This window comes from Ruegeria sp. TASC047 (assembly GCF_059612445.1).
This window is the reverse complement of the sequence record NZ_JBXWQP010000021.1, coordinates 79186-98024: the sequence shown is the minus strand read 5'-3', so window position 1 is coordinate 98024 and position 18839 is coordinate 79186. Positions and strand designations below refer to the sequence as shown.

The following is an 18839-nucleotide window of genomic DNA, read 5'->3' as shown; positions in this document are numbered from 1 at the left end:
CGGTTGCGTTTCAAATAATGGCATGGCGTCAGCCAAACCGGCCCCGCAAGTAGTCTGCTGTCGCCGCCAGACCTTTTTCAAGCGAGTAGTCGGGCTGATAACCCAATCGCTCCTGTGCATGTGCGATGCTGCACCTGCCCTTGGCAGCAAAAAGTTCCAGCAGATGCCGGTCGGGATAGGCGGCACCATCGCCGGAAGACACGCGCCTTTTGATGGCACGCACCAGCGCTTCGAACCGTTCCCGCCCCAGCAGCGTACGGCCAAGCGCTCCGATCCGGGCCGCAGCCGAGAGGGTCTCGGGATCCGCATCATGATCGGGTTCGGGGCCCAATCGGTCCGAGAGGGTTTGATACGGTTCCAGGCGGAGCTCGCCTTTGCCGATGATCCGCGAATAGCCGGATAAAAGGTCGGACCAAGCCACCGGTTCAGGTCCGGAGATGATAAAGCGTTCCTGCCCCAGATCCGCCAGAACTGCCGCCCTGAGAATGGCCTGTACCACATCGTCGACGAACACACCGTTACACAGGCCCAGGGGCTGCGGCAGGACTTGTGTTCCTGTGGCCAGATTTTCCGTCAACTGATCCGTCCACAAGGCGCTGCCGGGCCCATAAATCAAGGTGGGTTGAAGGATGGCGGCCGAGATGGGTCCAGCCATCAGCTGTTTCTCCATCTCGATCTTGGCATGGCGGTACGGGCTGCCACCGGAGCGTTGCACCGGACTGGTTTCATCCAGATCCGCGTCGGGCCAGACATCATAAACCACGATGGAGCTGATATGGACGATCCTGCCGATGCCAGCATCCTGTGCCGCGCTGAACAGTGCGGTAAAATCTGACAGGTTCTTCTCGGAAGTGGCCCGCACGTCATAGGCCAGATGCATCAGTATGTCGTGGCCGCGCAGGGCGTCTGCAATCGCCTTCCGATCACCAAGTGCTGCGGTGACGACAGTGGCGCCCTTTGCCTCTAGGCCCTTCGCGCCATGGCGGCTGCGCAACAGCGCTGTAACCCGCGCCCCGCTTTCCAGAAGGGCCGAAATCAGGCGCCCCCCGAGAAACCCTGTCGCGCCGGTGACAAAGACTGCCTGCCCCCGCAGTTTTTCTGATCCGGTGAAGTTCACTGTTGCCAATCCTTCTTCAATTCAAATCTAGGCATGAAATCGTTGCGCCTCAGAAGCCTAGCGCAGGGTGGTTGCGCATGCTACTCCGCTAACAGATGATCTGCTGTTATAGATGTCCGGGGTGTAACACCCCAAGGTTTTTGAGTGAGGAATTTTATGAGGATCGGTGTGATCGGCGCAGCCGGCAAGATCGGGCAGATGCGCGTGCAGACCATTATCGACAACCCTGACACCACGCTTGCCGCCGTTATGGATATGGACATGGACCGCGCCGAAGCCGTGGCCAGTGGTGCGCCAGCCTTTACCGATGCAGACAGGTTTTTTGATGCCGACATGGACGCGGTCATTATTTCGACTCCGGCACATGTGCGCGAACCTTTGTGCCTGACCGCGTTTGAGCGGGGGTTGCACGTGCTGGCGGAAAAGCCACTGGCCACCACGGCCGAGGCCAGCCGCAGGATCGTTTTAGCAGCCCAGGCGGCGGGCAGGGCTCTGGGGGGCGGATTCAACATGCGCTATTACCCAGCCTTCTCTTACGTGAAAGATATCATCGGATCGGGCCAGATCGGAGAGGTCGATCATGTGCGCATCTATGGTGGCCATGAGGGTCTGACGAAATTCGTGCATGACTGGGAATACAAATCCGAGATATCCGGGGGTGGCGCGCTGTGGGATGTGGGGATTCACATGACCGACATGGCCCGCCATATACTGGGTGAAATCACCAGCGTTTATGGTGTCGCCACCGAAAAGGTCTGGAACGAGCCCGGCTCTGAGGACAACGCGATGGCGATCTTCAAAAACCCCGAGGGCATTCCGGCGATCTATCAGGCGACCTGGACAGACTGGAAAGGTTATAAAAGTCAGGTCGAGGTCTACGGCAGCAAAGGCATGGTGCGCGGCGCCTACGCGCCGATGGAGACACTGCTGATCACCATGGATCGCCCGGGTGGCAGGCCCATCCGTCAACATCGCCGCTATCCCGGGATCATGCTGCGGGAAAAACTGAAATCCTGGAAAACTACGGCGTTGTTGTCTTTTGCAGATGAGCTGCAGGAGTTCGTTGGCCTTTGTGCGGGTCGGACAGGTTTGCGCATTTCCGATGGTCACGCCGCCCTGCGGGCGATCGAGGTTGCCGATGCTGTGCGCGAAAGCAGTGCAACCGGCCAGCCTGTGACGCTCAAGGCGCTGGGGGACATGGCCGCATGACCACTGACCGGTTTCCAGACGACACTTGGCATCCCGACCGGGCCTTGTCAGTATCTGCCTTGAAGAGGCAGGGTTTTTCCAGTTGCAGGAGCTTGCGGTGATAGATCATCCAACGCTTTCCATTGTCGTGACGATTGTCGATGGCGGCTCTTACCTGCGTGACTTCCTGCTGTCGGTTGCCGCATTCGAAGACCCGCCGCCGCTGGACATCATCGTGCCATATGATGCGAGCGTCTCAGACGCCGCTGATTACGCGGCGGAGTTCCCGGATGTGAATTTTCTGGACCTTGGGGTCATCACGCCCGCCCGCCCGATTACCTCTGAGGCAGGTCAGCATGAGCTGTTTGACCGCAGGCGCGCAGCCGGGCTGGCGGCTGCCACTGGTGACGTGATCGCGATCCTCGAAGATCGTGGTCATCCACACCCGGACTGGGCCCGCACCGTCATGCGCCTACACGCGGAAACCGGAAAGAATGTCATTGGCGGCGCCATCGACTGTAAGGAACCGGTCTCGCTGCTGAACTGGGCGTTTTATGTGACCGACTTTGGCCGCTACGGCCTGCCGTTCGACAGCGGCCCGGCGGAATGGGTTTCGGACGTGAACGTGACCTACGGCCGGAAAGCGCTCGAGGCGACCCGCCATCTGTGGAAAGAACGCTTTCGCGAACCGGTCGTTCATTGGTTCCTGATCGAACAGGGCGAAGAGTTGTTGCTGTCCAATGAGTTGGTTGTCGACCATGTCCGCCCTCCGGCTCGGCTGCGCCAGTTGTTGCCCGAGCGCTTTCACTGGGGGCGTCTGTTTGGCCATATCCGGGCGATGCATATGAGTGGTCCGAAACGGCTGGTCTATATCCTGTCCAGCCCGCTGATCCCACCGGTGCTGTGGGTGCGCCATGGTCTGACACAGGCGGGCAAGGGGCGGCTTTTGCGATACTTAGCAGCACTGCCCTATATCATCATCCTGACCATCGCCTGGACCTGTGGCGAGGTCTGGGGCTACATCACGCGCAGGCCCTGAACGATGCAGGCATCCGGACCAGAATACGATGTCATCGTCATTGGCTCCGGCGCAGCCGGTGGATGGGTTGCGAAGGAAACAAGCGAGCGCGGTTGCCGGACATTGATGCTGGAGGCCGGGCGCGCGCTGGATCCTCAGGGTGATTTTCCCGACAGCGACCGCACGGGCGGATCCCGTGTCAGCATCCTCAGCCGTGTCATGGCGATCCTGCGGGGGCAGCATGTGCAGGCGCGCTGCATGTCCTTCACACCTCTGACCGAACATCTGTTCGTCAATGACCGGCAGAACCCTTACACCACACCGTCCGGGGCCCAATTCAACTGGTTCCGCTCCCGTCAGGTGGGTGGGCGGCTGCATCTTTGGGGGCGTAACGCGCTGCGCCTTTCGGATCAGGAATTCAAGGCGGCCGAGCAGGATGGTTTTGGCGACAGCTGGCCAATTTCCTATGCCGATCTCGATCCCTGGTACGGTCGGGTTGAGCAGTTTCTGGGTGTTGCGGGGGAGGCGGCGCAGATTGAAAATCTGCCCGACGGTATCTACGACGCCCCTCACCCGCTGACCAAAGCGGAACGCCGGATCATGGTCGAGCTTGCGCAGAAATGGCCGGATCGGCCAGCCACCACTTGCCGGATCATCCGACATGTGCCCGCGCGAACGCCTTTGCCTCTGATGGTGGCACAGGCAACCGGGAATTTCGAACTGCGCAGCGGGGCGGTGGTTTCAAAGATAGAAACCGATGCACAGACGGGCCTGGCAACTGGCGTCCGGTACATCGACGCGGCCAGCGGTCAGGAACACACCGTGACGGCGCGGGTGATTGCGGTTTGCGCCTCGACCATTGAATCTGTGCGGCTTCTACTGAATTCTCACGGGCCACGACATGAGCGGGGGCTGGGTAATTCATCGGGTAATCTGGGTCGCTACCTGTCGGATCATCTGATGGTTTTCCGGGCGGGCACCCTGCCTGAAATCGAAGGTCTGGGGCCGGATCATGATCCGTATGATTTCGGCGCCCAGTCCGGCATTTATATTCCCGGTTTCCGTAACCGTGGGGGCCATGAGGATTGTGGGTTCCTGCGCAGCTATTCTTTGCTGGGGTCCGTTGGGCGGATCGAGCCCGGCTGGTTTTTCATGGCAATCGGCGAGGTTCTGCCGCGTGCTGAAAACCGGGTGGAGCTTGACCCAACCAAACGCGATATTTGGGGCATCCCCGCGCCAAAGGTCACGCTGCGCCATTCCGATAATGAACGTGCAATGGTGCAGGACATGAAAGACACGCTGAAGGACGTGTCACAGACTTTTGGTCTGCCCGATGACCTGCTGGGGCGTGAAAGTTTGATATCGAAACTGGCCTATAAAATGGCCGGGCCGCTGGTCTATACCCCCGACGGGGCCTTGCAGCCGGGGTCGTCGATCCACGAAACCGGAGGAGCATGTATGGGTGATGACCCAGCTCGACATGTGCTGAACAAAGATCTCGAAGTCTATGACTGCCCCAATGTCCATGTCACGGATTCGGCGTCGTTTCCGACCAATCCTTTCCAGAATCCGGGCCTGACCATCATGGCCTTGTCCGCCCGTGCGGGCGCGCGTATCGCCGAGAAAATAGCAACAGAACGCACGCGCGGTATTTGACGGAGGAACAGGCGTCAGCCGCGTAACCGTCCCACCAGATCGTAATAGGTTTTTTCAAACTGATGATGCACCCAATCCGGGTCGAACCGATCTTCCCTGCTGCGTTTCAGGGCGTTTTTCGCAAGGGTTTTCCGGTGCCCTTCGTCTGACAGGACATCTGCAACAGCCGTGCAGATCGCAGCGACATCACCGATAGGCACCACTGCACCGACGCTGTTGTCGATCAGTTCGACCACGCCGGAACAGGCGGTGGCCACGGCGGGTGTTCCGGCCTGAAACGCCTCGGCGATGGTGAAAGGTAACGCCTCCCACCGAGAGGTTAGCAGGAATAGATCAGCCGCCCGAAGATGACGGATCGGTTTGTCTGTTCGGCCGATGAATTGTAGGTGCTTGCCAACACCTTTTTCCTGCGCCAGAGCATGCAGTTTTACCTCATCCGGCCCGTCGCCGGCGACGACAAAGCGATAGCCGGGGTGGGTCTGTTTCATCCGGGCGACACAATCGATCAGAATATCGATCCCCTTCTGCGGTTGCAGACGGGCCAGCGTTAGGATCACCCGCTCGCCATCCCCAAGCAGCTTGGCTCGCAATTCGGCGATATCCTCGGCGCTGTCCTCGGGCGGAGGCGAGACGCCCAAGCCGATCACCTTTAACTTTTCCTTTGGCACATTCCCGATCGTGGCCAGATCCTCGGCGGAACGATGGCTGGGCGTGATCACCAGATCGCATTTTGCAGCAATCCGACCGAATGCAGCGATCCGTTCAGGTTCGGACCCGTGATAGGTGACGGCAACCGGAATCCGCCGCCCGGTTCGGGCCAGATTGGCGACCAACGCAGGGGCGGATTCATGGCAATGGATCAGATCGACCGGATTGTTTGCCAGCCAACGCCGCAACCGCCAGGCGGCGCTGGCCGTATGGCGCAGCCGGTTGGTGATGCTGCCGCCGTCGCCCGCGACATAGCGGGTGGGCAGGTCCAGAAACCCTGCACCGCGGTCCGGCCCCGCCCAGATGTCGGCGGTGCCCGCAAGCGTGATGCGATGGTTCCTTGCCTCCAGCCACTCGCTCAGCCCGAGGATATGCCGGGTGATGCCGCCCATGCCAAACTGGGAACCCATTTCGACAACATGGAGGGGATTTGAAGAAGGGGCGGTCTGCATTTTTGTGTAGGTCTGAGCCAAATTTCTCAACAATCGGGCAATCATAACACGCGCATGGTATTTGCCCATGTCATGAAGGCGGATCACAGCAGCTTGCAATAATCTGAAGCAAGCCCGCAACACCGGGCGCGAACCGGGCAACTGCGTGGCTTGTGTCTTTCGATTGTGACGAGGATCGTGTTTGATACCGGAAAGTTATTGGTAATCTGGTACAATTCGCATGCAGTCGTTACGCATTCTGATGTTCACCACATTTTACCCGCCATACTCTTTCGGCGGCGATGCTATTGGTATTCAGCGCATGGCCCGGGCGCTGGTGGCGCGGGGACATGACGTGACGGTGGTGCATGACGAAGACAGCTATCTGATCCTGGGCGGAAAACCACAGCCCGAAGGTGCCCCTGACGGGGTCCGGCGGATCGGGTTGCGCAGTCGCAATGGCATGATGTCGAACCTGCTGACCCAGCAGCTTGGCCGCCCGGTTGTCCATGCCGCCCGCATCCGCGAGATACTGGCCGAGCGGAAACCGGATATCATCTGGCACAACAATACTTCGCTGATCGGTGGGCCCGGCTTGTTGCCGATGGGCGAAGGGCTGAAGATCTATGAGGCGCATGAGCACTGGCTGGTCTGTCCCACCCACGTCCTGTGGCGGCACGGGCGCGAGCTGTGCGATGACCGCCAGTGCCTGCGCTGCGTGTTAAACTACAAACGCCCACCGCAGCTGTGGCGTTATACCGGCGCGCTGGACCGGGCATTGGATCACATGGACCTGATCATCGCCAAAAGCGAATTCAGCCGGGCCAAGCATCGCGAGTTCGGCCTGCGGCAGGAGATGCAGGTGCTGCCCTATTTCCTGCCCGATCTGGATCAGGACGCCTTGCCGGAACCGGCGGCGCATGACCGCCCCTATTTCCTGTTTGTCGGACGGCTGGAAAAAATCAAAGGGTTGCAGGATGTGTTCCCGGCCTTTGATCGTTACCCGGATGCCGATCTGCTGATCCTCGGTGATGGCGATTACGCGGATGAGCTGAAGGCTCAAGCCGCAGGCAATGACCGGATCAGATTCCTGGGCCGCAAGGCACCCGACGAGTTGAACGCCTATTACCGCGGCGCGCTGGGGCTGATCGTACCGTCGGTCTGTTATGAGACCTTCGGCATCATCCTGATCGAAAGCTTCCGGCTGGGCACACCGGTGATCGCCCGACGGCTGGGCCCGTTCCCCGAGATCGTCGAGCGGGCCGGGGGCGGGTCGCTGTTCGAGACCGAGGATGATCTGATTGCAGCGATGCGCGATCTGCAACACCAACCCGACCGACGCGCAGGGCAGGGGACCGCTGCGCGCAAGGCGTTTCTGGATATCTGGCACGAAACCCGGGTGCTTGAGGCGTATGGAGCGGCATTGGCCCGTGCGGCACACGGCAAAGGCAACCGCGCGTTGGGCGCGGCGTTGGAGGCCGGGGCGTTTGAGTTTGGAGCGATGAATCAAATGCCCACCGGGCTTGCGTGCACGCAGGAAGGATTTTCAAATGGCGTACGGTAGAACTTCGGGCAGATCAGAGGGGGATTCATTTGTGAGAGGAATGCTCCGATGGGTGCTGCGACTGTTCTGGGCCATCCTGTCTGGTGTGCTGGTGATCTTCGCGCTGCTGGCTGGCTTTCTTCTGCTGCTTGTGATTGCGAACACGGCGCTGCGAGATCTTGAGGTTACAATGCGGGCAACCACAGAACAGGAGCAACTGCCTGAACCCAATCTGTCAGGCTTGCAACGTGCGGCGCTTTTCGCAACGGCGCAGTTTCTTCCGTTGCATCAACCGGGATTTCAGATGGTCACGCCTGGCCGGATTTTCCGGGATTGCGTGGACTGCCCGGAAATGGTTGAGGTTCCCAAAGGGTATTTCCTGCTAGGTTCTCCGATTTTCGAAGAGGGGAGATATGCGCATATGTTTAGTCACACACCTCTTCGGGCACAGTTGAAATTGGCAAATCGGGAAGGTCCGCGGCGTTTGGTACGCATTCCGCGCGCATTGGCATTTTCCCGTTACGAGATCACGTATGGGCAATGGCGCCAGGCGCAGGAAGATCCGGAATGGGCGGCGATAACCGGGCAAGATCCGTATTTGCCCGATTTGGACGCAGGCTATCGCGACGACCAGCCCATGACCCTGATCGATTGGAGCGACGCGAACGCCTATGCGGATTATCTGAGCGCCAAGACCGGGCAAACCTACCGCCTGCCAACAGACGCGGAATGGGAATATGCTGCCCGGGCTGGAACTGTGACGCGGTTCCCATGGGGGAACGACATCGGAAAAAACAACGCTAACTGTATCAACTGCTCGTCTCTTTGGCCGGATCGTAAGCCGGGACCTGTTGGTCTGCACCCACCCAACGACTTCGGTCTTTATGATATGCATGGCAATGGCTTCGAATGGGTCGAGGATTGTTATGAAGCCTATCATGATCCTGTAACGATCGATGGTTCTGCATTTGTGCGGGAAGCTTGTGAGTTTCGAACCGTTCGAGGGGGTGGTCCGTCGTCACCGGCCTGGCAGAACCGGTCTGGATTTCGGGTTGGTCCACACTATTACAATCGTGGTCATGGCCATGCCATTCGCCTTGTTCGAGAGTTGAACTAGACGAATGGTATAGTGTTAGGGGGCCAGCATTCCGATCCGGTGGGCGTTGGCCATGACCGAGAAGGTGATGGTTGTGGCCGGGATGCTGGGCAGGCATGAGGCATCGACCAGATGTATCCGTGACAGCCCTTTCGGCCGCCCCAGAATATCCGACTGCCCCGCACTAGGCGTTTTGGCCATGGGAACCGATCCGCCCACGTGAAAGCTGGATCCCACATCGCCGGGGCGGCGGGCGAAACTCAGCGGCACAAGCCCTGCCAGCTTCATGACCTGCCCCATGCGTGCCGTGGCGCGCGCCATGATCTGTTCGGTTTCGTCATTACCTTGCACGGTCGGGGTTAGCCGCCCGTCTGCGGCCATCGTCAGATCGATCCGGGAGGAATGGGCAGAATGTAAAAACGCCTGCGCCACGACCAGCCGTTGCGCCAGCAGCCTCCATAACGGGGCCGATCCGGGTAGTTTCGAGCCATAAGTATTGATCAGATCATGGTCATAGAACTCGTTCCAGGTATAGACCTGCGCGTGGACCAGATGCGATGAGACCGCGGGGTCATCCAGTTCAATGAAGATCTGCGGCAGCGTATGATAGGGTCTTCGGTCCGGGCGCCGCGGCGCGCGCCAGCGGTGCAGGCTGGGCAGAAAGAAATGCTGACTGTCCTGTAGTTGCAAGCGGGCCGAAGTGTCCGGAGATGTCGCCAGCATCAGCCGCGCGGTTTCCAGAACCCCGGCGGCGACAAAGATACGGTCGGCTTGCAGGGTTTCGCCGTCCTCCAGCGTGACCGTGACATGACCCGGGCGTTCCTCGAACTGGCGGACAAGACCGGTGCGATAGCGGAAATCCGGATTGTGACGCAGGACGTCAAGCGTTTGCCCGGACGCATAAATCAGACCCCAGGGGCAGCCATGCAGGCACTGGCCGCAATATTGGCAACCGGGTTCAACGGCCAGCCGAGCGGCACCGGCATGGGCCCCCAGTTTCGCAAGCCTCGCTGCTTGGCGATCCAGATTCGTCAGCATCCGTTCGGCTTGTGGCGATGGGGTCAGAGGGGCGCGATCCTGCATGGAAAGGGTGGGGAACAGAGTCTGTAATGCGTCCACCCGACCGCTGATGGGAAGGAATTCCGCAACCGCGCGGTAATGCGGTGACAGATCGTCAATTCCGATCGGCCAGTCGGCGATATCTTCGGCGCGGTTGGGCAAAACGGCCGAGCCCCAGAGATTGGACAGCCCACCCGCTGCGTGTGAGGCGCGCAATCCGATCCGGTCGGGCGATACCAGCGTTTCCGCCCCCGGTACCATGGCAAAATCCGATCCGAACCGGCGGACTTGCCCAGGTGGCGTGTCGAACTGAGGAGCTTGCCAGGCTTTTACATCATCGGCGGGCCAGCTTTCGGGATCGGCCGCAGCCAGCCTGTTACGGCGGGACTGCGCCGAGCCTTCCAGTCTGCGCCCTCCATCCAGCATCAAAACCTGTCGCCTCCGCGCCAATAGGGCCTTGGCCACGGACACCCCCGATGGCCCCGATCCGATGACCAGATCGGTCACGAGGTTGGGTCCGTCTGTGCCGGGGTATGCGGCCTCATGCGGGAACCGGGCGCTTCATCTCGGCGACGATGTCATCGATGATCTGCTGCAGCGTTCGCATCGGGCGGAACCCGGTGACACGCTGCAGTTTCGAGACATCAGGCAGGCGGCGCTGCATATCTTCGAAGCCTTCGGGATAGACCGTGTCATAAGGAACACATTGAATTTCCGAGGCAGAGCCGGTTGTTCGGATGACCTGTTCGGCCAGTTCGCGGATCGTGACCTCCTGATCGGTTCCGACATTGAAGACGTCGCCGCGCGCCTCGGGCAGGGTCATCAGACGGCACATGGCCTCGACCACATCGGCGACATGGCCGAAACAGCGTGATTGTTCACCAGTGCCGTGGACCATCAGTGGCGCGCCTTCCAGTGCTGACTTGACGAAATTCGGTAGCACCATCCCATAGCGCCCAGTCTGACGCGGACCGGTGGTGTTGAAGAACCGCAGCACCGTGACCGGCAGGTCGGATTCACGCGCGTGGGCCAGTGCCAGAAACTCGTCGAGCGTCTTGGCACAGGCATAGGACCAGCGCAGATTGCGGGTGGCGCCGATGGTCAGATCGCCTTCTTCCTGAAAGGGGAAATTGGTGCTTTTGCCATAAACCTCGGAACTGGAGGCGATGAACGTATGCGTCTTGTTCACCAGCGCGGCATCCAGCACGTTCTCTGTCCCCGCCACATTGGTCAGGATCGACCGACTGGGTTCGTCCATGATCAGCTTGACCCCGACGGCGGCGGCCAGGTGGAACACCACATCCGCTGGATCGACCAGTTCGGCGACCAGCCCCCGGTCAAGAATGCTGCCTTTGACAAAAGTGAAGCCCGGGTGGTCCGCAACAGAAGCCAGATTGGACATCAGCCCGGTCGACAGATCGTCAAGGATCGTGACCCGATGCCCTTCACCGATCAGTCGTTCCGTTAAATGGGAGCCTATAAACCCGGCGCCACCGGTAATCAGAATATGCATTTGTTTGTACCAGTCACTGTGTAAGAACCAACTTTACCACGATTTTCCCCGCACCATCGCACGGATGCCGCGCATTGCCCTGCGGGCCGTCAGATAGGGCCCGCCGCGCCCGGCAAGATGTGCCTTCCAGCGGGCGATGTTGTTGAAATAGAACATCTCGAGCCGGGGCAGGTCGTGCATATCATCCCCCGCTTTGGCCACGCCCAGCCTTGTGCCGACCGAGGTGTCGTAATGCTGCGCGACCTGTCTGAGAACGCTAGAGTTCGACGCGCCATAAGGCGGTGCGAAATGCCGGGTGGGCTGGCCAAGCCGGGCGGCAATGTCCTGACCGGATCCGCTGACTTCCTCTTCCAGCATGAGCGCATCCAACGTGGTGAGATCGGGATGAGTGACACTATGCGCGCCAAAACAGACCCCTTCAGCTGCCAGCGCCTCGACCTTGTCCCAGCCCATCAGCGGGCGGGCAGGGATATTGCCTCCGGCCCAGCTGTCGCGGCCGCCCATCAGGCCCGAGGGCAAATAGACGATCGGGCAGAAGCCGTGATCGCGCAGGATCGGCCAGGCGGTGTCGGCGAAATCTTCAAACCCGTCATCGAAACTGATGATGACCACGCGGGGGGCGGGCGGGTTGGCCAGCGCGTCCGGCGTGATCACCGGCAGGCCGGATGCCGCCAGCGCCTGCATCTGCGCGGCAAAGATGTCGGGCGCGATCGAGGTCGGCCCCGGCGCATCCGAGATCGAATGATACATCAGGATATCGGCCTGCCAGGCGGACATGGATCAGTCTTCCACCACATGGGTGGCAAAGACTTCGCGATACCGGTTCCATTTCGCGCGGTCGACATGGCCTTTGCCGTCGATGCAATCCGCCGCGCCATAGGCCATGGCAAAGGCGTGATGGGTATTGTCGTGGGCGAACAAACCCTGCCGCCCAAATACGAGCAATCCGTTCAGATTTGAGAGCCACTGATCCACCGTACCGAAACGCTCTTCATAGCCCATATCGTAAACCGGATAGGCGTGGCTCAGCCGTCGGGTTTCACAGCGGCGCACCGGCACAGTGACCGGCAGACCCAGCTGACCCAGCCATTTGGTGAATTCCTGCCCCAGCTCCTCGTCGGACATGGACCACCATTTCTCATCCGGGTCGCAGGGCAGTTCGGCGCACAGCACGGTGACGCCCTTTGGCGCGCCGCTGGCGTTATAGTTTTTGGGCTCTGACATCCGGCTGATCGGGATCGAGAGTTCCGGGAAGTAATGTGCATCGAACTCGGTGAACTGGTCGGTCTCCAGCACCAGGTACAGCAGGATCATGCCGCGGAATCGGATCGCGCGAGCCGCCTCGACCACCTCGGGTGGCGGCGTGTCTATCAGGCGGGTCAGCCCGGTCAGCGGGATGGTCGACAGGATCAGATCGCCGGTCAGGTGCCGTTCACCCTCGCCCTCGCGGATCGTCAGGCCGGTGATGCGATTGCCGTCCCTCTCGATGGCAGTGATTTCGGTGTTGAACAGGAAAGTTGCCCCGTTGCTTTCCGCGCTGTCCCGCATCGCATCCGAGATTTGCCCGAACCCCTTGCGCGGATAAAAGAACCGACCGGCGGTTTCGCTGCGCAGCCCCGGCAGCAGGCGCAGCATCTTCATCAGGATCTTGCCGACCGATCCACTGCCGACCCGGCGCTCGGCCAGTTTCACGGCCAGTTTGTCCGGGTCCAGCCCCCACAGTTTGCGCACGTAGGGGAAATAGAAATTGTCCGAAATCGTCGGCCCCAGCCCGTCATAAAGCACGGTCGAGAATGTCTCGGGCCCGGTGCTTTTCTTGCGGAACGGCTTCAGCACCATGTCCCCGATCAGCGACAGGGCAAAGGGTTTGGGCAAGCGCATCAGCGCGTCGGTCAGTTTCAGCGGGAAGTGGATCCATTTTCCGCCCAGCCGGATGCGCCCATGACGCGGGCGCAGCAGCAGATCGTCCCCCAGCAGGGCTTTTACATCGGCCAGAACCTCGGGCTCTGCCGCGGGGTGAAACCGATGCGAGCCATAGTCGCAGATCACGCCCTCAATCGGGAAGGAAGCCGAATTGCCACCGGCAATAGCGGCGCGTTCGATTACCGTTACGCGGGCCTGCCCGGTTAACGCATGGGCCGCGGCCAGCCCGGCCGGTCCGGCACCTAGTATGATGATCTCGGGCTTGTCGCCGCCATTGGGTCGGGAAACATCCGTCACTTGCACTCTTCCTTTTGGGAATTTGCCGGGGTGCTGAACCGCATCCCGGACAGGGTCAGAACCAGCGCGCCAAGCCCGCCTGCCGTAAACAACACTACCTGCCAGACCAGCCCGGCGGCCACGACCGCAGGCGCGCTGGCGCCAAATGGGGCCAAAAACCCGGCCAGCGTGGCTTCGCGCAGGCCGAGCCCGTTCAGCGAGACCGGCAGTACCGCAATGATTTTGGCCAGCGGCCAGGCGAAAATCCACGGCCCGGCTGTCACATCGACACCCGCCGCAATGGCCAGCCACCAGGCCAGCAGGACCAGCACCAGCTGGATCAGGATCGATGCGACAAAGGCAATGGCCAGCGTGCCGGGTTTGCGGCCCATCCCGGCCAGCGCCTCAGCCAGACGATGGGCAAACCCTTTGCCGGGCAGGGACGGGATATAGCGCCAGGGCAGAGGCAGCAGGCGCGGCATCGCGACCATCCCCGCCAGTGCGGCCAGCAGGATCAGCGCAACCGGCCAGATCATATACCCGCCCGCAGCGCTTTCCCATGTCAGCACCAGACCCAGACAGGACAGGGTCAGCAGCGCCACCATGTCGATCAGCCGGTCAACGGTTGCGCCCGCAACAACCTGCGCGCCGTCTTTCATCGCCGCCTGCGCCAGACCGGCCCGCACCGTATCGCCGCCAATTGCACCGGGCAGGCACAGATTGGCGGCGAGACCAGCAAAATGCGCCCGGATGGCCAGCAGGGGCGGAAGCCCCCGGTTCAGCAGCAGCCACCATTTCAGCGCGGCCCCTACATGGGCCAGCAGGAACAGGGCCAGCACGCATAGAAAGACCCAGATCGGTATCGACTTCAGTGCCGTCACGATGGCCTCAGCCGGAAGCAACCAGAACAGGATCGCCAGCACCACGACCGATCCGGCCACCCGGATCAGCCAACGCCGTTGACTTGGGTCGGAAAGCAGCCTGCCGCTCATGTCACGGTCTGAGGTGCAGCCGCGAGATCATGTCGGCGATCAGCCCCAGTGACCAGATCATGATCGCTGCCAGGAATGAGAACACTGCAGTTTCGCTGAGGTTCCAGTAGAACATGTCGATAATGAACTTCACCGTGCCCAACGTGAAAAATGCCAGACCCAGCGGAATGAACACCCGCAGCGGATTGAAGAGCGTGCTGATGCGCAGGATCAGGATGATGAAATTCAGGAAATCAATCGGGCGGATTTTCGATTTGCCCACCCGTTTGCCGTATTCGATGGGCGTATAGATCATCCGCTTGCCATTCGACGTCATGCACAGCGTGATCGTGGTGGTGAACGAAAAGTTCTGCGGCAAAAGCGGCAGGAACGGGATCAGCTCGGATTTGCGGAACACGCGCAGGCCCGAGTTCAGATCGTTGATCTTGCGCTCGGCCAGAAATGAAGCGAAGGCGAACAGGAATTTCTTGGCCGGCCTGCGCAGCAGCGGCACGTTTTTCATCGCAGCGCCCCGATCGCCCACCACCATGTCCTGATCGCGGCACATGGCCAGCATGCTTGGCAGATAGCGCGCAGGGTATGTGCTGTCGGCATCCAGAATGGCCACATATTCATGCTGCGCCATCCGCACCCCGCGCTTGAGACTGGCGCCATAGCCGGAATTGACGTCGTTGAAGGTAACGGTGGCACCACTGGCCTCGGCCTCGGCGCGGGTATTGTCCTGGCTTGCGTCATCCACCACGATAATTTCGTAAGGGATATTCAGCGGCTCGAGATGGGCGCGCACGTCCTCGACGGTGTGACGCACGGCATTTTCCTCGTTATAGGCGGGGATGACCACGCTCAGGCTCATGCCGGCGGTGTCCGATGCGATCAGCTCTTCAGATGTGGTGCTGCTCGTCACCATCGGCTCTGCGACTTTGTTCATGAAAATGAAAACCTTTTATTCACTTAATAGTCCCAGCCCCAGCCCCCGCTGCAAGATTTGCGTGGCGCATGGAACGTAACGGGCATAATTCCCTGTATTGCGTATAGTATTCGAACACGTACAGACTGAACATAGACAATAAATTTGACCAAATTCGACCGTTAAGGCGTCAAGTTTGTAATTACGTATATTGCACGCAGCAGGTGCAAGTGTTTGAGGTATGTGTCGCCTGGAACATGGCGGGGTGCGGGCAGCAGGAAGGAAACGGATGTCAGGGCGGCAGAGTTTCAGCAGCGGAGTTGCCTGGATGTCGGCTGGTATCTGGGTAGAACAGGCGTTCAACTTCATTATTTTTGCCATTCTTGCCCGTATTTTAGGGGTCGAAGCCTTCGGCCTGCTGGCGATGGTTGCGGCCTTTGTGCTGTTTTCCGAATTTCTGGTGCGTGAAACGATTTCCGACATTCTGCTGACCCGTGATGCGCTGTCACCAGAGCGGCTGAATTCGGTTTTCTGGTTGCTGGCGCTGCTCGGGGGTGTGTTGACAATTGCGCTTTATCTGGGCGCAGGGCTGGTCTCGAAATTCTACAATGAGCCGATTGCGGGCGAATTGTTGATAGGATTATCCCCAACAGTGCTGATGATTTCGCTGACGGCAGTGCCTGTGGCGATCCTGCGCCGGGAAATGAAGTTCCGTGTTCTGGCCATCCGCGCAGCACTTGGCGCGGCGGTCGGAGGGGTTGTGGGAATTGGCATGGCGCTGACCGGGTACGGGGTCTGGAGCCTGGTAGGTCAGCGGCTGGCGATGACAGCGACCAATATCGTGATGGCCTGGGGCGCAGTGTCCTGGCGTCCGGCATTCCACGCGTCGCGGGATCACATGCGCAGGATTTTGCATTTCAGCCACCGGATTCTGGGCCTGCGCGCGGCGGAACTGGCGGCGGTGCAATCCCCCGCGGTGATCATCGGCGCGATGCTGGGGCCGGTGCAGGCGGGGTATTATGCAATTGCCTGGCGGGTGATCGAGACAGCCTCGTTCCTCATGATCACGCCACTGCGCACGGTGGCACAGCCCGCTTTTGGCGCAGCGGCGCGCGATGGAGGTCAAGCGGCGGATCTGCTGATCGACGTCATGCGCCTGACCGGGTTTCTGGCTTTTCCCGCCTTTGCCGGTCTGGCGGTTCTGTCGGAACCGGCGCTGGTCTTACTGTTTGGTCAGAAATGGGCTCCGGCGGCTCCGGTCCTGAGCCTGATGTCGGTGTTCGGCATGTATCTGTGCGCCGAAAAGGTGCAGCAGACCTTCTGTCTGGCCGCGGGTCAGGTCGGGCGTCTCGCGATCCTGTCCTGGGTCGAGGTGGCGCTGGCGGCGGCAGCGATTGTAGTGCTGGCCCCTTATGGCTTATCGGTTGTCACAGCTGGTTTCGTGGCGGTCTTTCTGCTGATCTGGCCGCTCAAATTCGCCAATCTGGGCCATATTGCAAAGCTGCCCGGCCCGGCTTTGATGAAGCAGCATCTCGCACCGTTTCTGCTATCTGCAGGAATGGCTCTCGCAGTGTTTGGAATTGTGCGGCAACTGGACGGGATGTCTCAGGTTTTGCGTCTTCTGATCGGCACTGCGACCGGAATTGTTGTTTATTGTCTGTTGGCTGCTTTGGTTTTGCGCGACAGGTTGCGTCTGCTGATCGCAATGGTGCGCAGGAAAGAGGAAACAGGTCCCGAGATTGACCCGCAAGAGGTCAGTGGATAGCACATATTAATGCGCTACCCATCCTGGTTGATGAGCGGGACAGGCAGCTACCAAATCGGTGCGCCGAGGCGGAAATTGACGGTCTTTTCACCGCCGTCGGATTTTTTGAGGTGAGCGGTGATATTGTTCTCCGTCTCCGAAGGGAGCAGCTCAAAACTGGCGATGGCCCTGTCACCGTTCTGTGTGAATTTGACCGCCTGCACCTCATCGCCATTAATCGTGATCGCTGCAGCCTGAACATCTGGCTCACCGATCCGAAGTTGGATATCAAGGGCGGTGTCGCGTCGGAGTGGGGCATCCATAATCAACCGGGCAACCGACGGTGGGGTGTCAATTGCAAAAGCTCTGGTTCTGTCGTGGGAATTGGGGCCAAAACGGTAATACGCGGTAAACAGAATTCCCGCCAATAACAAAAGATAGCCCCACCGGGTCCATCCCATACCACGCCAGATGCGCCTAAGTGGGCCATTTCGTGTGGCATCAGGGGCAATTCTAGCAGCGAAAATCAGGGCGCCTGTAAGGGCAAGGCCGGTGGCAATCAGGCCGAGAATAATCCATAGTGCCATCGAAAACGCGCCGCCCCAGGTGCCGAAATGCAGCATATCCATCAAGGGCTTCCAATAGGTGAACCCTCCAATATCATCCGGCGTAAATGCCCCCAAAACGTCAAGCGTGACAGGATCTATGAACACACTGCCTGTTCCGAAAAAGCCTGAATGGCCATCCAGATTTCCGGAAAAGTTTATACTATCGGTTTTCTTGTCTGGCAGGAATACAAGGAACGGATCAAACCCTGGCAGCGCTTCCCGGGCCCGGGCTTCTGCCTGGTCGATAAGGGTCGCGTCAAGATTGGCGGGCAGAGCAACATCGCGGGGAACGGGGGGCTTCGGGTGTGGTCTGGTGCCGTCGAGCCCCAGACTGCCCAACAGGAAATAGAAGCTGGTCACAGCGGTCAAAAACAGCAGCGGCGCGGCCCAGAGGGCCGTCAGTCGATGCGTGCTGCCTGCCCATGATCGGAAGCCGGCTGCGCGGCCAGGCCAGCGGAAAAATCCTTTCCAGAAGCGCCTATAGGTAATGAGGCCGCTGACAAGCTGAAACAAAAGCACGACCGACATGGCGCAGACCAGCATGAATACGATCCGCTGTTCGGTCAGGAACGTGTCATGAAGATCACGCAGGATGTTGCGAAAGCCCAATGGTCGTGTTTCCGCGACAACCGCGCCAGTGGTGGGGTCGGTCCAAAAGCTGACTTTCTCTCCCCAGCCTGTGTGGGCTGCCGTACGGTCCACGAACCAGGGGGCCGGTCGCCTATGGATGATAAAGATGCGACTTTCAGGGTGGGTCTCTTTGATACTGCCGTAAATTTCGCCGAAGCTGGCGTTGCGTTCTTCCTTGGTGGCGGTGGTCCAGATTGCCGTACGACCAACCGATTCAAGTTCGAAACCGGCAACAAGCAATGTGCCGGTCAGAAACATGAATGCGAAGAAAAGCGACAGATGCAGCCCCAGCCAGGTGTGGAGTTTGAAAAGTGAATTGCGGATTTTGCGGTTCATCTGAATGTTTATCTGTCTACAATGTCTGGGAACACTAAGCCGAGTAATCGTGCCGGAAACAATGGCAAGATAGCCTTGCCGCAGAAGAGGGGTG

General features: G+C 59.8%; 15 protein-coding genes. 6 read left to right on the top strand and 9 right to left on the bottom strand.

Annotated elements, in window-relative coordinates:
- Positions 1-28 precede the first annotated feature (28 nt).
- Positions 29-1117, bottom strand: a complete 1089-nt coding sequence (locus AC2FLO_RS05575; RefSeq protein ID WP_496754365.1) for an NAD-dependent epimerase/dehydratase family protein — start codon at positions 1115-1117, stop codon at positions 29-31.
- Between the two features lie 156 nt (positions 1118-1273).
- On the opposite strand from AC2FLO_RS05575, the gene AC2FLO_RS05570 reads away from it, so the two are divergent.
- From AC2FLO_RS05570 to AC2FLO_RS05560, 3 genes are all read left to right on the top strand, one after another.
- Positions 1274-2326 (top strand): Gfo/Idh/MocA family protein, encoded by a 1053-nt coding sequence (locus AC2FLO_RS05570; RefSeq protein WP_496754303.1) that lies wholly within the window; start codon positions 1274-1276, stop codon positions 2324-2326.
- A gap of 97 nt (positions 2327-2423) precedes the next feature.
- Positions 2424-3344: a glycosyltransferase gene (locus AC2FLO_RS05565; RefSeq protein ID WP_394444029.1), complete on the top strand. Its 921-nt coding sequence runs from the start codon at positions 2424-2426 to the stop codon at positions 3342-3344.
- 3 nt (positions 3345-3347) lie between these two features.
- Positions 3348-4979: a GMC oxidoreductase gene (locus tag AC2FLO_RS05560; protein WP_496754305.1), complete on the top strand. Its 1632-nt coding sequence runs from the start codon at positions 3348-3350 to the stop codon at positions 4977-4979.
- Positions 4980-4993: 14 nt separating this feature from the next.
- Here the strand turns inward: AC2FLO_RS05560 and AC2FLO_RS05555 are convergent, their stop codons facing one another.
- A complete protein-coding gene (locus tag AC2FLO_RS05555; protein ID WP_394444033.1) occupies positions 4994-6097 on the bottom strand; it encodes a glycosyltransferase family 4 protein in 1104 nt (367 codons plus the stop codon).
- Between the two features lie 262 nt (positions 6098-6359).
- Here AC2FLO_RS05555 and AC2FLO_RS05550 point away from each other — a divergent pair, with 262 nt between their 5' ends.
- Both AC2FLO_RS05550 and AC2FLO_RS05545 read left to right on the top strand, forming a co-directional pair.
- Positions 6360-7682 carry a glycosyltransferase family 4 protein gene (locus tag AC2FLO_RS05550; protein WP_496754307.1) on the top strand — a complete coding sequence of 441 codons (1323 nt, stop codon included), beginning with the start codon at positions 6360-6362 and terminating at the stop codon, positions 7680-7682.
- A gap of 40 nt (positions 7683-7722) precedes the next feature.
- Positions 7723-8778, top strand: a complete 1056-nt coding sequence (locus AC2FLO_RS05545) for a formylglycine-generating enzyme family protein (protein WP_496754309.1) — start codon at positions 7723-7725, stop codon at positions 8776-8778.
- Positions 8779-8793: 15 nt separating this feature from the next.
- On the opposite strand, the gene AC2FLO_RS05540 is transcribed toward AC2FLO_RS05545, so the two are convergent.
- From AC2FLO_RS05540 to AC2FLO_RS05515, 6 genes are read right to left on the bottom strand one after another with little or no spacing between them, the layout of a single operon-like run.
- Complete coding sequence (locus AC2FLO_RS05540; protein ID WP_496754311.1) at positions 8794-10323, bottom strand: GMC oxidoreductase; 1530 nt, start codon at positions 10321-10323, stop codon at positions 8794-8796.
- 34 nt (positions 10324-10357) lie between these two features.
- The gene (locus AC2FLO_RS05535; RefSeq protein WP_480529129.1) at positions 10358-11329 is read right to left on the bottom strand and encodes an NAD-dependent epimerase/dehydratase family protein; all 972 of its coding nucleotides are present in this window, start codon (positions 11327-11329) and stop codon (positions 10358-10360) included.
- A 33-nt stretch (positions 11330-11362) separates the two neighbouring features.
- Entirely contained in the window at positions 11363-12106 is a 744-nt protein-coding gene (locus AC2FLO_RS05530; RefSeq protein WP_496754312.1) for a polysaccharide deacetylase family protein, read from the bottom strand.
- Between the two features lie 3 nt (positions 12107-12109).
- Positions 12110-13549 (bottom strand): protoporphyrinogen/coproporphyrinogen oxidase, encoded by a 1440-nt coding sequence (locus AC2FLO_RS05525; protein ID WP_496754314.1) that lies wholly within the window; start codon positions 13547-13549, stop codon positions 12110-12112.
- On the bottom strand, positions 13546-14520 hold the full coding sequence (locus tag AC2FLO_RS05520; protein ID WP_496754316.1) for a lysylphosphatidylglycerol synthase transmembrane domain-containing protein: 975 nt from the start codon (positions 14518-14520) through the stop codon (positions 13546-13548). The genes AC2FLO_RS05525 and AC2FLO_RS05520 overlap by 4 nt, the downstream gene beginning before the upstream one ends.
- A 1-nt stretch (position 14521) precedes the next feature.
- Complete coding sequence (locus tag AC2FLO_RS05515; RefSeq protein ID WP_267365639.1) at positions 14522-15448, bottom strand: glycosyltransferase family 2 protein; 927 nt, start codon at positions 15446-15448, stop codon at positions 14522-14524.
- Between the two features lie 307 nt (positions 15449-15755).
- Between AC2FLO_RS05515 and AC2FLO_RS05510 the strand changes: the two genes are divergently transcribed.
- Positions 15756-17192 carry a lipopolysaccharide biosynthesis protein gene (locus AC2FLO_RS05510; protein WP_496754317.1) on the top strand — a complete coding sequence of 479 codons (1437 nt, stop codon included), beginning with the start codon at positions 15756-15758 and terminating at the stop codon, positions 17190-17192.
- A gap of 47 nt (positions 17193-17239) precedes the next feature.
- Here the strand turns inward: AC2FLO_RS05510 and AC2FLO_RS05505 are convergent, their stop codons facing one another.
- A complete protein-coding gene (locus tag AC2FLO_RS05505; RefSeq protein WP_496754319.1) occupies positions 17240-18745 on the bottom strand; it encodes a PepSY-associated TM helix domain-containing protein in 1506 nt (501 codons plus the stop codon).
- Positions 18746-18839 lie beyond the last annotated feature (94 nt).

Coding starts and splice junctions, on each gene's coding strand:
- AC2FLO_RS05570 (WP_496754303.1), top strand. CDS start 1,274: ATGAGGATCGGTGTGATCGGCGCAGCCGGCAAGATCGGGCAGATGCGC.
- AC2FLO_RS05560 (WP_496754305.1), top strand. CDS start 3,348: ATGCAGGCATCCGGACCAGAATACGATGTCATCGTCATTGGCTCCGGC.
- AC2FLO_RS05555 (WP_394444033.1), bottom strand. CDS start 6,097: ATGGGTTCCCAGTTTGGCATGGGCGGCATCACCCGGCATATCCTCGGG.
- AC2FLO_RS05550 (WP_496754307.1), top strand. CDS start 6,360: ATGCAGTCGTTACGCATTCTGATGTTCACCACATTTTACCCGCCATAC.
- AC2FLO_RS05545 (WP_496754309.1), top strand. CDS start 7,723: ATGCTCCGATGGGTGCTGCGACTGTTCTGGGCCATCCTGTCTGGTGTG.
- AC2FLO_RS05535 (WP_480529129.1), bottom strand. CDS start 11,329: ATGCATATTCTGATTACCGGTGGCGCCGGGTTTATAGGCTCCCATTTA.
- AC2FLO_RS05530 (WP_496754312.1), bottom strand. CDS start 12,106: ATGTCCGCCTGGCAGGCCGATATCCTGATGTATCATTCGATCTCGGAT.
- AC2FLO_RS05520 (WP_496754316.1), bottom strand. CDS start 14,520: ATGAGCGGCAGGCTGCTTTCCGACCCAAGTCAACGGCGTTGGCTGATC.
- AC2FLO_RS05515 (WP_267365639.1), bottom strand. CDS start 15,448: ATGAACAAAGTCGCAGAGCCGATGGTGACGAGCAGCACCACATCTGAA.
- AC2FLO_RS05510 (WP_496754317.1), top strand. CDS start 15,756: ATGTCGGCTGGTATCTGGGTAGAACAGGCGTTCAACTTCATTATTTTT.
- AC2FLO_RS05505 (WP_496754319.1), bottom strand. CDS start 18,745: ATGAACCGCAAAATCCGCAATTCACTTTTCAAACTCCACACCTGGCTG.